Origin of the sequence: Bacillus sp. ISL-34 (assembly GCF_018613325.1) — a bacterium.
In the GTDB taxonomy this organism is placed as follows: Bacteria; Bacillota; Bacilli; order Bacillales; family DSM-1321; genus Peribacillus.
Map to the genome: position 1 here is coordinate 224,918 of NZ_JAGGQJ010000011.1, position 13,609 is coordinate 238,526.

Sequence of the window (13,609 nt, forward strand, 5' to 3'; positions counted from 1 at the left end):
TACCCGAACCATTGAAATGTGCTGTTGATTAAGCTCATCTAGGCAATAAAGTTGGTAGATTTTGTGATGATTTAATGAAAATTGAAATCGAATAGTAAAATAATCCTCACTTTTTTTGAACTTCATCCGATATAAGGAGGAGACGAGACTTTAAATGAATGGGTGAGTATTATGGATATAACATCAGTTTTGGGCGTAGTTCTGGGTATTGTGGCCATCTTGGTCGGAATGGTGTTGAAAGGCGTTAGTGTAACGGCGCTGATTAACCCGGCGGCTATTTTAATCATTATTGTAGGGACGATAGCTGCTGTCGTAACGGCTTTCCCTTTGTCGGAATTAAAAAGACTGCCAAGAATATTCAAGATTTTATTCTTTGAACAAAAATTGACAAAGCCTGAAGATTTAATAAAAACCTTTTCGGAATGGGCGGTCATTGCCAGGAAAGAAGGCTTATTGGCATTGGAAAGTATTTCGGATCAAGTGGATAATACCTTTTTGAAAAATGGCTTGAATCTTGCAGTGGAAGGTCAGAGTGCCGATTATATTCGTGATATTTTAGCAGAGGAAATAGATGCGATGGAAGAACGTCATCTAAGCGCGGCAGCGATTTTCAGTCAAGCCGGTACATACGCTCCGACGCTTGGTGTATTGGGTGCGGTAATCGGGCTGATTGCTGCATTGGGTAATATGGCCGACACGGAGGCATTGGGACATGCCATATCTGCCGCGTTCGTCGCAACCTTGATGGGGATTTACACGGGGTATGTGTTATGGCATCCATTTGCCAATAAGCTCAAACGGAAATCGCAGCAGGAAGTCCGTATCAAAGAAATGATGATAGAAGGTATTTTATCGATCATCGAAGGGGAAGCGCCAAGAACGATTGAACAGAAATTAACATCATATTTGCCTGCTGGAGATCGTAAAAAGTGGTTAGAAGGCGATGTGAGAGAAGATGGCTAGGCGGAAAAAGAAACAAAGGCATGAAGAGCATATCGATGAATCATGGTTGGTTCCCTATGCCGATATCTTAACATTGCTTCTCGCGCTTTTTATCGTCTTGTTTGCTTCAAGTTCGGTTGATGCAGTAAGGTTCCAGCAGTTGTCCAATGTATTTAACCAGGTTTTTACAAGCGGAACGGGTTTTATGGAATTCCCAAGTGATTCCCCCAGCAATGAGCCGACGTCACCAGAACAAAGAACAGGTGCAGAAGATCTTGAGAAGCTAGGGAAAAACGAGCAAGAAGAACTTACGGAAGTCCAGGAGCGTGTAAATGCCTACATCGAAAAGAATGATTTAACGGATAAATTGGGAACGAACCTTACGGATGAAGGGATGTTGATTTCAATTAGGGAAAACGTGCTGTTCGAATCGGGTGTGGCTGAGGTGAGAAGTGAAAACCGAAAAATCGCTAAGGAAATCTCGGATTTGCTTGTCATGGACTTACCCAGAAACATTATTGTAAGCGGACATACCGATAATATTCCAATAAAAAATCACCAGTATGAATCCAACTGGGATTTGAGCGTGATGCGATCCGTGAATTTTATGAAACTTCTCCTCGAAAATAAAGAGTTGGATCCCGAAATGTTCAGTGCAAAAGGACATGGGGAATTCAAGCCGGTTGCTTCCAATGAAACGAAAAAAGGAAGGGCGAAAAACCGGAGAGTTGAAATCCTAATTGTGCCACGGACAGCGATAAATGAGTGAAAACCTGTCAGGAATGGACGGGTTTTTCTTTTTTAAGGAGATTATATGGAAAGAGAATATACAAATGTGATGGAAGAGATCGTTGTGACATGGGTGCAGGTTTTAATGTCAGGTATGGAATATCAAACATTTTGTTCGTGCAGTAAATGTAAAAATGACATCATCACATTATCATTGAATAACCTGCCTAATTACTATGTAACCACTGAAGAAGGGCGGAAAACGATATTCGGAAATTTGAATACAGAAGAAAACAGGAAATGGATCAATAAAAGAATCATCAATGCGATACACGTTGTTGGCGAGTATCCTAAACATTGATTTGCTTTGGGAAAAGGCAGATATTAAAAAGGTGGACAGCCAGAAATACTCTTAACAAAAGGGACTAACATTAATTATGTGTTTTATTTATGGTGGCAGAGGGAACATAAATAAAGTGCAAAGTAGGTTCATTCGATCAAAAATTGAGGAGATGAATTATTATGGGTAAAAAAATCGCATGTGTAGTAACGAATATGTTTGAGGACTCGGAGTATATTGAACCGGCAAAGGCATTTGAAGAAGCCGGCCATACGGTAACGACGATTGAAATGATAAAAGGGAAAACTGTTAAAGGGAAACAAGGGGAGGTGGAAGTCGAGATTGATGAAAGCATCGACTCGGTGAAACCAGAAAATTTCGATGCATTATTCATCCCCGGTGGGTTCTCGCCTGATCAGCTGCGTGCTGACGAACGCTTCGTATCTTTTGCCAAATCGTTCATGGATGATAAAAAACCTGTATTTGCGATCTGTCATGGACCGCAGTTGCTGATAACGGCCAAAACACTTGAAGGACGTCACGCAACAGGATATACATCCATTAAAGTCGATATGGAGTATGCAGGTGCCACATATTTGGACAAGGAGGTTGTTGTTTGCGGCAACCAGCTTGTAACCAGCAGGACACCTGAAGATCTTCCGGCATTTAACCGGGAATCGCTCAATCTATTGAAATAATGAAAAATCCCGGCAGCTGCCGGGGTTTTTCATTTTAAAGGATTCATATACTTCCATCTTTGCAGTAAAATAAAAGGAGAGACGAATAAAAAAGGAAGTGTCACGATTGATCGTATTAAAATCTGCACGTGAAATTCAAGCGATGCATGAATCGGGTAAAATTTTGGCAGCTTGTCATAGGGAGATTGCTAAGTTGATTGTTCCTGGTGTGACAACATGGGAAATAGAAGAATTTGTTGAAGGATTCTTAAAAAAACATGGTGCGAAGCCGGAACAAAAGGGTTACAAAGGGTATGAGTATGCGACATGTGCCAGCATAAATGAAGAAATCTGTCATGGTTTCCCTCGTAAGACCCCTTTGAAAAATGGAGATATCGTAACGATTGATATGGTTGTCAATTATAACGGGGCCCTTGCTGACTCTGCCTGGACGTATACGGTCGGTAAGGTTTCAAAGGAAACCGAACATTTAGTGCATGTGACGAAGGAATCTTTATATAAGGCTATTGAAGTATGTGTGGAAGGCAATCGGATTGGAGATATTGGTCATGCCATACAAACATATGTCGAAGCGGAAGGCTTCTCGGTCGTTCGTGATTTCATCGGACATGGGATAGGAAGTGTCATTCATGAAGAGCCGCAGGTTCCGCATTATGGACTGCCGAATAAAGGTCCGCGTCTTAAGGAAGGCATGGTATTCACCATCGAGCCAATGGTAAACGTAGGTACATATAAAGCAAGCCGGGATCCGAATGGATGGACGGCATCCACTGCAGATGGGAAATACTCGGCTCAATATGAGCATACGATTGCCATTACGAAAGACGGTCCGCTTATTCTGACCGAACAATGAACATGAAAAAACAGCATCGATTAAGATGCTGTTTTTCCATTTTAATCAATTGGTCGTTCCAAGGAATACAAATCTTCTTCGATATTTACTAATCTGTCCTCAATGACTTTTTTAGCATCTTTGATACCTTCATTATAAATAAAGGGAGCAATATTTTCGAAAATGAACTGCAGGTGATTTTCAGCAGCGATTTCACCGATTTCCTTGCCATGTTCCTGATACACATATTCTTGGATACTTTCGATCATCTTGCGGCGTTTTTCTATGGGAAATTGAATGAACATTGCGCCCTCCTTCATATTTGTTCTAAAAACCATGTTATGAATGAATCCGAATTCAAAGGGAAGACGGGTACTGAAGCATGATTCCTGGTTCGTTCCAGACATTCGGGCCAAGCCACGGCTGCTTTGACATTAGTAAGCTTTTCCAATAACAGGAGGTCACTTTCTTCCTTGATTAAAATGACCTTAGGAAAGTCCTCTTGCTTATAACCTTCAATTAAAATCACATCAGGGAGAAATAGACACAGTAATTGAATCAGCTCAGTGATAGGGGCTTCCCCCTTCAAATTGCCGAGCAGTTCGATTGTTCCATCACCTTCAACAAGTGAAGCGGCCGCCCCAGCCTGAAAGTGTTTAGTGGAATCCTTTATACCTGTGACATCTGGTTTTCCGCCATGTCCATGATGTTTTAAAACGGCTGTCTCTAATTTTGCTTCGCGAAGCTTTTTGATAATATTCGTTATGAAGGTCGTTTTTCCTCTATTTTGGTAGCCAACCAACTGAAAAATAAAGGGCTTCACCAAGGCCATTTGCATCCTTCCTGGTCATCGAGGAGCAGGATGTCCACGAAATCTCCCGTTTGGAAACCACGGGTCCCTCCAGGTAAGACGGTCAGTGAATTGGCACCTGCCAAACTTGTTGTAATATTGGATTTATCCACACCGCTAGGAATTACCTTCAACTGACCGGATTCGTAAAATAATCGGGTCCGAAGCAGACGTGAGAATGGATTGGGCTTTAAGAAGTCCTCTGCCAATTGGGCCGTCTCTTTTCGTAAATGCGGATGTTCCGAAAACAGCATGGTGCGGATGATCGGTCTTGCGAATAGTTCAAAGCCGACATAACTGGCGGATGGATTGCCGGATAAACCGAATAAAAATTTGTTATTATATACCGCTACGGTCGTCACGCTGCCGGGGCGCATGGCCACTTTGTTGAATAAGACTTCAGCGCCGATTTTTTGATAAATATCCGGGAGGAGGTCAAAATCACCGACAGAAACTCCTCCTGTTGTAATGAGCAAATCCACTTCCTCCAAGGCAGTTGAAATGGCTTCGTAGCTTAATTCGAATTCGTCCTTAAGCTTTCCATAAAAACGGACTTCTCCTCCGGCCCTCCGAATTTGGGCGGAGATGGCATGTGAATTGCTGTTGCGGATTTTCCCGGGCTGCAACGGTTCGTTAACATCAAGAAGTTCTGAACCCGTAGCGAATAATCCGACGGCAGGCTTCTTGGCAACTGGCACTTCGGCATAACCGAATGTTGCCAGTAAGCCGATGATCCCTGGATTGATCGCTGTTCCTTTTTTTACAAGAACATCGCCTTTCTTTGCATCCTCTCCTTGAAAAGAAACGTTTTCGCCCTCCTTAAGTGAGCGTTTAAATGATATGTACTTCTTTCCATCCTTTTCGAATTCCTTCGTGAGCTCAAGCATGATTACTGCATCACACTCAGCTGGCATCTGAGCTCCAGTCATGATTCTCGCCACTTGATTTTTTTGTACAGGGATAGACGATACCATACCCGCAGCCAACTCTTCAACCACTTCAAACACAAGAGGGTTATTTATGGAACCTTCTGCCGTGTCCTTGGACCTGAGGGCGAATCCATCATATGGCGAGCGGTTAAAATGCGGAACATCATTTGTAGCTACAATATCTTGAGCCAAAAAACGGTCTTGGCTTTCCTCGAGGGGAATCAGTTCCACGTGTCCTACTAATTTATGCTTCATCACTTTTTCCACTGCTTCGGCAATACTGATGGGCGTTCTTCTTTCTACCATGCTTACAACTCCTATCGGTTTTCAATTCCTATATCAAATGTAGCAGAATTATTTTAAAAATGAAAAAAATCCTCACCGGTATGGGAGGATTTGAATGTTACTTATTACGCAGTCTTCCAAGTTCTTCAGCGATCGCTTCCATTTCACGGACACTGAAATTCGTTTTTTTCATCACCATTGTATAAATATCGTGCAGCTCTTCGTACATTTCGATATCAAAATGGGTCGATTTGATTGCACCGAAGTTCATCACTTTTAATTTATCCTTAATTGCTTCGATCATAAACTCGACACTTTCGGCTGTGTTTTGCGTTAAATCCATTTCCCTCATCCTTTCATACGTTCCTAAATTATTTTCATCTTTGCATGATTATCGCTGGAAGTCAATGAATATTCGGGTGGAAAACAAGCTTGATCCCCGAGATTCTTGGTCATCTCCACGTTTTAAAGTGAGAGAGTTTGGGAAAAGATAGGAAAAAACTTTTTTAAACATTGTATAATGGAGATAGCTACCATTATCCATCAACTAATATATGAAGAGGAGGAGAATATATGAGCAACATTCGAGAAGAATATAAGTGTGCCAAGAAAAGTAAATTTATGCAAGCGGTCTTTATTGGGGCGTTAGCTGGGGCTGCGATAAGCCTTTTTGACAAGGAAACGCGTTATTCTGTATTGGAAAACAGCAAAAGCTGCATGAGTAATATGAAGGAATTCGTGAAGAATCCCAATAGGGTGCTTACACAAGTACGTGAAACATCATCAAAGGTCCGTTCCACTGTTGAAAAAATTTCCGATGATGTATCTTTCATTTCCCAAAAGGTTGAGGAAATGAAAGATATTCCATCGCAAGTTGCCCAAGTGGTGATGGAGACGAAAGAAGTTTTTGCTGCAGAGCAAGAAGAGCCGTCTTCAAGTCACCATGAACAAATTTCCTTAAATTAGAAAATGGGGTGGAGGTATGGCCAATAAAAAAGAATGGCTGAAAGGCTCATTCTTCAAGACTTTCATAAAACGGTTACAGATCGATGATGTGACGGGGCTTGCCGCACAACTGTCTTATTTCTTCTTACTTTCCCTGTTTCCGTTACTTATTTTTTTATTCACTTTATTGGCCTATCTGCCATTTTCACAAGAAGATATTTTAAATACCGTCCGTACTTATGCGCCTGACGATTCGATGAAGATCATTGAGGCCAACCTATCGGAAGTGATGGAAGCGAATGGGACGCTATTGTCGTTTGGTGTCATCGGAACGATATGGTCGGCATCGAATGGGATGAATGCAATCATTAAAGCATTTAACCATGCATATGGTGTAAAAGAAAGTCGAACTTTCTTTATTTCCCGGGGAATGTCGATTCTTCTCACTTTAGCGATGATTTTTGTTTTTATTGTCGTTTTATTGCTGCCGGTATTCGGAAAACAGATCGGAGTATTCCTATTTGCCGAAATTGGACAATCCGATGAGTTTCTTACGATTTGGAACCAGCTTCGCTGGGTGATCAGTACGCTTGTATTTTTAATTGTGTTCACCATCCTTTATTGGATTGCGCCCAATATTAAGCTGAAATGCATAACCGTACTGCCTGGTGCTATCTTTGCTACCGCTGGATGGAGTCTCGCTTCCTTTTTGTTTTCTTTTTATGTGGAGAACTTCACTAATTATTCCGCAACATATGGAAGTCTTGGAGGGATCATCGTATTAATGGTCTGGTTTTATTTATCGGGACTGATCATCATACTGGGCGGGGAAATAAATGCGCTAATTAGTGAAAAGGAAAAGCCAGAATGTGAATGAGCTTCCTTGAGTTCCCGTAATAGCGGAATATCATGCTGCGGATACTATTCAAGAAATGACAACTTTTAAAGAGGAGGAGTTCATTCATGAGTAAAAAGGATGGCAGCACAAAGCAAAAAGGGAAAAAAAGTTCGAAACATAAAACATCAGGTTCTGCAAACGGTAAGAACGGATATCACTAAATGAAAAAAGGGAGCCTTGGAGGGCTCCTTTTTCATGTTTAGTTTCTCAATAGTCTTAAGCTGTTCAGTATAACGAGAATTGTGCTTCCTTCATGGCCAATGACGCCATATGGAAGGTCAAGGAATTGAAGGAAATTGGATGCGATCAGGATCATGATGACCGAAATTGAGAAGATGACGTTTTGTTTGATGATCCGGTTCATCTTTTTGGATAATTTGACTGCTTCCGCGATGCGCGGCAGGTCGTTCTTCATCAGAACAACATCCGCTGTCTCCAAGGCAACATCCGTGCCTTCACCCATTGCAATTCCAACAGATGCTGTTGCTAGTGCAGGTGCATCATTGATGCCATCCCCAACCATTGCTACAGTGCCAAAATGTTCTTTCAGCCTTTTCACTTCAGTCACTTTCGTTTCAGGCAGGCATTCGGCAATATATGCATCAATATGGCTTTCCGAGGCAATCGCTTTTGCCGTTTTTTCACCATCGCCTGTCAGCATGACGGTATGGATGCCTTCATTTCTCAATGCTTCGATGGCTGTAACGGTTTCTTCACGCACGACATCCTTCAAAGTGAGTATACCGGCAATCCCTTGATCATCCTTTGCATAAACGATTGTCTTACCTTGTTCAGCAAATGTCAGTGCAATGCCATTTTGGAATCGTTCTGCTTCACTGCGACCGACGAAATCAGCTTTTCCGACTTTCCAAAGCACGCCATTGATGTAAGCTTGAACCCCATTACCTGAGATATCTTCCATGTTATCCGGTTTAATGATGTCTCTTTTCAATTTCGTTTTGGCATAACGTACAATCGATGTTGCCAAAGGGTGGTTTGAGTAATTTTCAACAGATGCAATATGAAATAAGAAATCATCTTCGTTTAAATCTTCGCGGATAATGACATCCGTTACCTCTGGTTTTCCTTTTGTCAATGTACCGGTTTTATCTAAAGCAATTGCCTGCAGGTTACCTAGATTCTCAAGATGGATGCCGCCTTTGAATAAAATCCCATGACGAGCACCATTTGAAATGGCAGAAAGTGTAGCTGGCATAATAGAGGCCACAAGGGCACAAGGAGAAGCGACAACGAGCAGGATCATAGCTCTGTAGAATGTTTCGGTCCAGCTCCACCCCAATACGAAATGGGGTACGAACATCATCAAGCCGACAACCGTCAATACCACTTTTACATAAGTCCCTTCAAACCGTTCAATGAACAGCTGGGAAGGGGACTTTTCACTTTGGGCGGATTGAACGAGAGTGATTATTTTTTGAAATAATGTTTCACTTGCTGGTTTGGTGATTTCCACGGTAATCGTACCACGGAGATTAACCGTTCCGGCAAATACTTCATCATCCAATGATTTGCTTACCGGTATGGATTCGCCAGTGATGGCGGCTTCATCGATATTGGTACGGCCGTCCGTGATTTTTCCATCTGAAGGAACTCTCTCACCTGGTTTCACTAAAATGAGATCCCCGACTTGCAGCTGTGAAACGGATACGGTTTCTTCATATCCGTTCGTGATGCGCAGCGCTTCCTCAGGCTGTAAGTCCATAAGTGCCGAGATTTCCTTATGGCTTTTATTCATCGTGTATGTCTCAAGGGCACCGCTTAAAGCGAAGATGAAAATCAATATGGCACCTTCCGTCCAGTATCCGATGACCGCAGAACCGATGGCCGCAAAAATCATCAGCATTTCAACGTTCAATTCCCGGTCGGCAATCGTATCTTCTATGCCTTCTTTTGCCTTGGCATATCCGCCAATCAAGAAAGAGGCTACGTATATGACGATGGAAGTGGACTCCATTCCGTTTTTTGAAAGGGCCCAGCCCAAAACTATTAATAAACCGCTGAATAATGCAGCAATAAGTTCTAGATGAGGTTTTGCTTTTTCCAACCAAGTGGTTTTGCATGTAGCCGGTTGGGTTAAATGTTTAGTATCTGTAGTCATAAGATTCCCTCCCACATTCTTCTCTATTTTGTGTAAATGATATGGATTATCATTTGCGTGATATATAATTGAGAAAGATAATCAACGTCATTTCTCTGGATAAAATATGAAAGCTGCCACCGTAATTGCGATGACAGCAATGCTTTCAAAGGTTTATAAGTGTAATGTCCCTTTTGTTATTATTATAATACCACATATCTTATTCAGAAATAAAGAAGAATGATTCTAATCTAGTAAAAAATATAAAGTACTGTTTATCCACATTATTGATAAATCCCGTTCAATTTGAATAATAAAAGAAGTAGTCCAGATAATAAACTATATTACATAACTGATGCAGGCATTTTCTCCTTAAACAGGGCCAATGAAATGAAGACAAGGAAAAGCATGATGCTGATCATGTAGAAAAAATTTCCGCCCTGGATATGTTCAATGACCAGGCCGCCAAAGAATGGACCGCCGATGCTGCCGAGGCTAAAGAAAATACTGCATAATAAATTTCCAGCAGGTAATAGGTTTCGAGGCAAAAGATCTGCCATATAACTGATTCCCAGCGAGAAAGTCGAACCAACCATCATTCCGCCAAACATAAAGCAGATGAATAGACCAAGCACTGAATAGGAATAAATCCCTGCAAGCGTGAATATGGCAAACCCTGAAAAAAGGATCGTCAGCAAGGTCTTTCGCCGGCCAAAACGGTCACTGATCATCCCCAAGGGAATCTGGGTAAGCAGAGTACCCGCGGAAAATGCCGGAATGATGATGGATACTGCGGTTAAATCGATTCCGGAGCGCAGGGCGAATACAGGAAAATTGCTATTCAATGATGCTTCAAGCACGCCAAATGTGAACGGAAGTAAAAAAGCGACCCAAGCTATGCGGCTAACTTTCGTAAACCTTTTGAGTGTGCCAAGGAATGATGTGCTTTCAGAATCATCCTGTTCAGGAAGCTCATTTCTAATAAGGAAAACAGTGGACCAAGCTAGAAGGCTGAGTATGGATGTGATGATGAAAGGCAAAGACTGATTAATCTCGAGAAGCTTCGTCATCAGCGGGCCAACCATGAAGCCGAGACTGAAGAAAAGTCCATAAATGGCGAGATTCCTTCCGCGCTTTGCTATTGGTGAAATGGCAGTGATCCATGTCTGGGTAGCAAAGTGAAGTGTATGATCGCCGATTCCAATGAAGAAACGCAGTATGAACCAAAACCAGAATGATTTCCAGACAGGAAATAAGGCAAGCGATAGAATGACCGTTATCCCGCCAAATAATATTAATGGCTTATAGCCGTATTTACGGAGTGGGGCTTCCATAAAAGGAGAAATTAACAGAATCCCAATATAAAGGGAGGCTGCATGAAACCCGTTTAGGGATGAGCTAATTCCTTCATTTTCAAAAATGATGGCAATGATCGGCAGAAGCATCCCTTGAGAAAAACCCGATATGCCGACAATTAAGATTTAAACGCTTAAAAGCAATTTATTATTCATAAAATCATGTCTCCTAAGAAATGTATACCTTCTTGATGTTACATCCTAGGAAGAGGATTAAGCAATAGAAATTTGGGTAAATATTGACAAGAAGAGAGAAGATGATAAAATTTTCCTTTGTCATCGCCCGAAGATTATGTATGATAGTTTTTGTTACATAATAAGAACTATAGGATTGTGAGGAGAAGTATCGTGAATAAAATATTTTTGGGGCTTGTCCTGATAGGCGTCCCTATATCTGTCATTGGGTCATTATTGCATTGGCCGAGTGTGATCATGTTCATCGTATATTGCTTAACCATCGTCGCTCTAGCAGGATTCATGGGCCGGGCGACTGAAAGCTTAGCGATCGTTATGGGACCTAGGATTGGCGGCCTTTTGAATGCTACCTTTGGAAATGCAGTTGAATTGATCATATCCATCTTTTCATTAAAGGCGGGGCTTGTAGGGGTCGTGTTGGCTTCCTTGACTGGTTCCGTCCTAGGAAACTTATTGTTGGTGGCAGGACTTTCATTCTTTGTCGGAGGGACTAAATACAAACGGCAGAAATTTAATGTATTCGATGCGAGGCATAATGCCGGTCTATTGATTTTTGCAGTTATTGTAGCCTTCGTCATACCGGAAGTATTCACACAAGACATGAGTGAATCAAGCACGATGTCGTTAAGTGTCGGAATTTCCATTATTTTGATCTTATTATATCTTGCTGCATTATTCTTTAAATTGGTTACTCACCGCGGGGTATATCAGCATACGGAGAAACCCGAGGAACATGAAGAGGAAGAACCGGAGTGGAGCAGGAAAAAGGCAATTATAATACTTGCTGCCGCTACATTGGCCGTTGCTTACGTATCGGAGAAACTTGTCCATACGTTCAGCGAAGTGGGGGAAACCTTCGGATGGTCGGAGTTATTCATCGGTGTCATTATCGTTGCGATAGTCGGTAACGCGGCAGAGCATGCGTCAGCCGTCATAATGGCCTATAAAAACAAAATGGATGTCGCAGTGGAGATTGCCGTTGGTTCCACGCTTCAAGTAGCGATGTTCGTAGCTCCTGTACTTGTACTTATTTCATTAATGTATCCAACACATATGCCGCTTGTTTTCACAATGCCAGAACTGATATCAATGGTTACAGCAGTCTTTTTGATGATCATGATTTCGAATGACGGGGAAACGAACTGGTTTGAAGGCCTTACCTTATTGGCCGCTTACTTCATTATGGGAATTGGATTTTACTTATTATAAGAATGCAGGCCTTCCGATGCGGGAGGTCTTTCTTTTTATATAATTAAAAAATAAAAATGACTCTGCTCAGGTTAGATTTAGCAGAGTCATTTCTATATTAGTAAATTACCATTCATAAGTTATTCCAAAATTTTTCATCATGCTTTTGTAAAAGTTGAGAAAATATTCTAGAGTGTCACACCATCCTTTTACATCAGATTTAAGTATAGGCGAATTTCGTTTTCTGTCATCCTTTAAAAGGGTGTCATGGATTGTTCGATAAGCATACCTCCTGAAGGTTTAATAGGTATGAACGATTTCGCCTCCTTTTTATAATGTAAATTAAGTATAACCGATTTGAATAGAAAAGTAAATATTCTGAACTTTACAAATTCATTACAAAATCGAAATAAGAATGAAATGTATAGAATGCTGGCTAAAAACAAAATCTATAACAAAATGATTGAACCCCCTCAAAAGGAGTGCGACAGCATGAGAAGAACTATTCTTATAACGATGATTGCCCTAATTGCCTTCATTCAGGCGAATGTAAGTTTTGCAGCTGATATACCAGGAAACAAAGCAAATCCGAATAAGGTGAATATCCCACCTTCCGTATTGAATATTGCAAAGGAGAATACGTATCCGAACCCGACCCAAGATCTACCGATGCTGCAGCCGAGTAAGTTTGCCAAACAATTGATTAATTCGTCGGATATCAAGATTGAAAATCCAGAACTCATCCATATGTTGAATGAATCGGCAGTCGCAAAGGCTCCGCTTGCTTTTGGTTACAGGGCGACCATTTACCTTGGCCATTGGGCATTGAATTATGAGTCGACGGAAACGGCACCAAACTGGGAATACCAAAAGATCAATACAAATTACTATGATAATCGTGGCGGTGAAGTTCCATACAAGATCCGTTATGTTCAGGAAAGTCAGAAGGCAGTGAGTGGCGGTCTCACAGCGAAAATCCCTAAGGCAGAGGATGTTCAAAAGATGATGCTGTTAAAAGCCACTGAGAAAACGAATTTGCCATTGGCTTTTGAGACGATCATCGGAGCTGGTACGAAAAAAGATGAAGTATACAATGTTGCTTCAAATAGGATTGGTTACTTATCCAGTTATGCTTCCGCCGTCAATGAAAAAGGCAAGGTCACATATGGGGAAGTGTATTTGAACCTAAAAGGAAATAAAAGAACCATTACGATAAAGAACATCACTTCACAAGGCATCGGTGCATGGATACCGGTTCAGGACCATGTTTCCTTCAGCTTTACAGTCTCGCAGCAACCCAGGTAAATTGAAAAACTCGCCGGATT

General features: G+C 41.5%; 15 protein-coding genes. 9 read left to right on the top strand and 6 right to left on the bottom strand.

All coding sequences use genetic code 11. The features are described from left to right. The first annotated feature begins 171 nt into the window (after positions 1–171). The 5 genes from motA to map all read left to right on the top strand — a co-directional run bounded on the left by motA (position 172) and on the right by map (position 3,562). Complete coding sequence (gene motA / locus J7E52_RS11070) at positions 172–963, top strand: flagellar motor stator protein MotA (protein ID WP_214745995.1); 792 nt, start codon at positions 172–174, stop codon at positions 961–963. Then, positions 956–1,711, top strand: a complete 756-nt coding sequence (motB, locus tag J7E52_RS11075; RefSeq protein ID WP_214745998.1) for a flagellar motor protein MotB — start codon at positions 956–958, stop codon at positions 1,709–1,711. Before motA ends, motB begins: the two co-directional genes overlap by 8 nt. Before the next feature lie 45 nt (positions 1,712–1,756). After that, positions 1,757–2,032: a late competence development ComFB family protein gene (locus tag J7E52_RS11080; protein WP_286197660.1), complete on the top strand. Its 276-nt coding sequence runs from the start codon at positions 1,757–1,759 to the stop codon at positions 2,030–2,032. A gap of 161 nt (positions 2,033–2,193) precedes the next feature. Next, the gene (locus J7E52_RS11085) at positions 2,194–2,709 is read left to right on the top strand and encodes a type 1 glutamine amidotransferase domain-containing protein (protein WP_214746001.1); all 516 of its coding nucleotides are present in this window, start codon (positions 2,194–2,196) and stop codon (positions 2,707–2,709) included. A gap of 106 nt (positions 2,710–2,815) precedes the next feature. Continuing rightward, positions 2,816–3,562, top strand: a complete 747-nt coding sequence (gene map, locus J7E52_RS11090; RefSeq protein ID WP_214746004.1) for a type I methionyl aminopeptidase — start codon at positions 2,816–2,818, stop codon at positions 3,560–3,562. A 41-nt stretch (positions 3,563–3,603) separates the two neighbouring features. Here the strand turns inward: map and J7E52_RS11095 are convergent, their stop codons facing one another. The 4 genes from J7E52_RS11095 to J7E52_RS11110 all read right to left on the bottom strand — a co-directional run bounded on the left by J7E52_RS11095 (position 3,604) and on the right by J7E52_RS11110 (position 5,948). Then, complete coding sequence (locus tag J7E52_RS11095; RefSeq protein WP_214746007.1) at positions 3,604–3,846, bottom strand: DUF2164 domain-containing protein; 243 nt, start codon at positions 3,844–3,846, stop codon at positions 3,604–3,606. Between the two features lie 11 nt (positions 3,847–3,857). After that, the gene (mobB, locus tag J7E52_RS11100; RefSeq protein ID WP_214746010.1) at positions 3,858–4,373 is read right to left on the bottom strand and encodes a molybdopterin-guanine dinucleotide biosynthesis protein B; all 516 of its coding nucleotides are present in this window, start codon (positions 4,371–4,373) and stop codon (positions 3,858–3,860) included. After that, the gene (locus J7E52_RS11105) at positions 4,361–5,626 is read right to left on the bottom strand and encodes a molybdopterin molybdotransferase MoeA (protein ID WP_214746011.1); all 1,266 of its coding nucleotides are present in this window, start codon (positions 5,624–5,626) and stop codon (positions 4,361–4,363) included. The genes mobB and J7E52_RS11105 overlap by 13 nt, the downstream gene beginning before the upstream one ends. 97 nt (positions 5,627–5,723) lie before the next feature. Continuing rightward, the gene (locus J7E52_RS11110; RefSeq protein ID WP_034305672.1) at positions 5,724–5,948 is read right to left on the bottom strand and encodes a DUF1128 domain-containing protein; all 225 of its coding nucleotides are present in this window, start codon (positions 5,946–5,948) and stop codon (positions 5,724–5,726) included. 230 nt (positions 5,949–6,178) lie between these two features. On the opposite strand from J7E52_RS11110, the gene J7E52_RS11115 reads away from it, so the two are divergent. Together J7E52_RS11115 and J7E52_RS11120 are read left to right on the top strand one after the other, a co-directional pair. Next, on the top strand, positions 6,179–6,571 hold the full coding sequence (locus J7E52_RS11115; protein ID WP_214746013.1) for a YtxH domain-containing protein: 393 nt from the start codon (positions 6,179–6,181) through the stop codon (positions 6,569–6,571). A gap of 16 nt (positions 6,572–6,587) precedes the next feature. Next, positions 6,588–7,427 carry a YihY/virulence factor BrkB family protein gene (locus J7E52_RS11120; protein ID WP_214746015.1) on the top strand — a complete coding sequence of 280 codons (840 nt, stop codon included), beginning with the start codon at positions 6,588–6,590 and terminating at the stop codon, positions 7,425–7,427. Positions 7,428–7,647: 220 nt separating this feature from the next. Here the strand turns inward: J7E52_RS11120 and J7E52_RS11125 are convergent, their stop codons facing one another. Then, positions 7,648–9,567 carry a heavy metal translocating P-type ATPase gene (locus J7E52_RS11125; protein WP_214746016.1) on the bottom strand — a complete coding sequence of 640 codons (1,920 nt, stop codon included), beginning with the start codon at positions 9,565–9,567 and terminating at the stop codon, positions 7,648–7,650. A gap of 323 nt (positions 9,568–9,890) precedes the next feature. After that, positions 9,891–11,027, bottom strand: a complete 1,137-nt coding sequence (locus tag J7E52_RS11130) for an MFS transporter (protein WP_309476883.1) — start codon at positions 11,025–11,027, stop codon at positions 9,891–9,893. A 222-nt stretch (positions 11,028–11,249) separates the two neighbouring features. On the opposite strand from J7E52_RS11130, the gene cax reads away from it, so the two are divergent. Continuing rightward, positions 11,250–12,305 (top strand): calcium/proton exchanger, encoded by a 1,056-nt coding sequence (gene cax / locus J7E52_RS11135; RefSeq protein ID WP_214746018.1) that lies wholly within the window; start codon positions 11,250–11,252, stop codon positions 12,303–12,305. Between the two features lie 471 nt (positions 12,306–12,776). Further along, the gene (locus tag J7E52_RS11140) at positions 12,777–13,589 is read left to right on the top strand and encodes a YfkD famly protein (RefSeq protein ID WP_214746020.1); all 813 of its coding nucleotides are present in this window, start codon (positions 12,777–12,779) and stop codon (positions 13,587–13,589) included. The last annotated feature ends 20 nt before the right edge of the window (positions 13,590–13,609 follow it).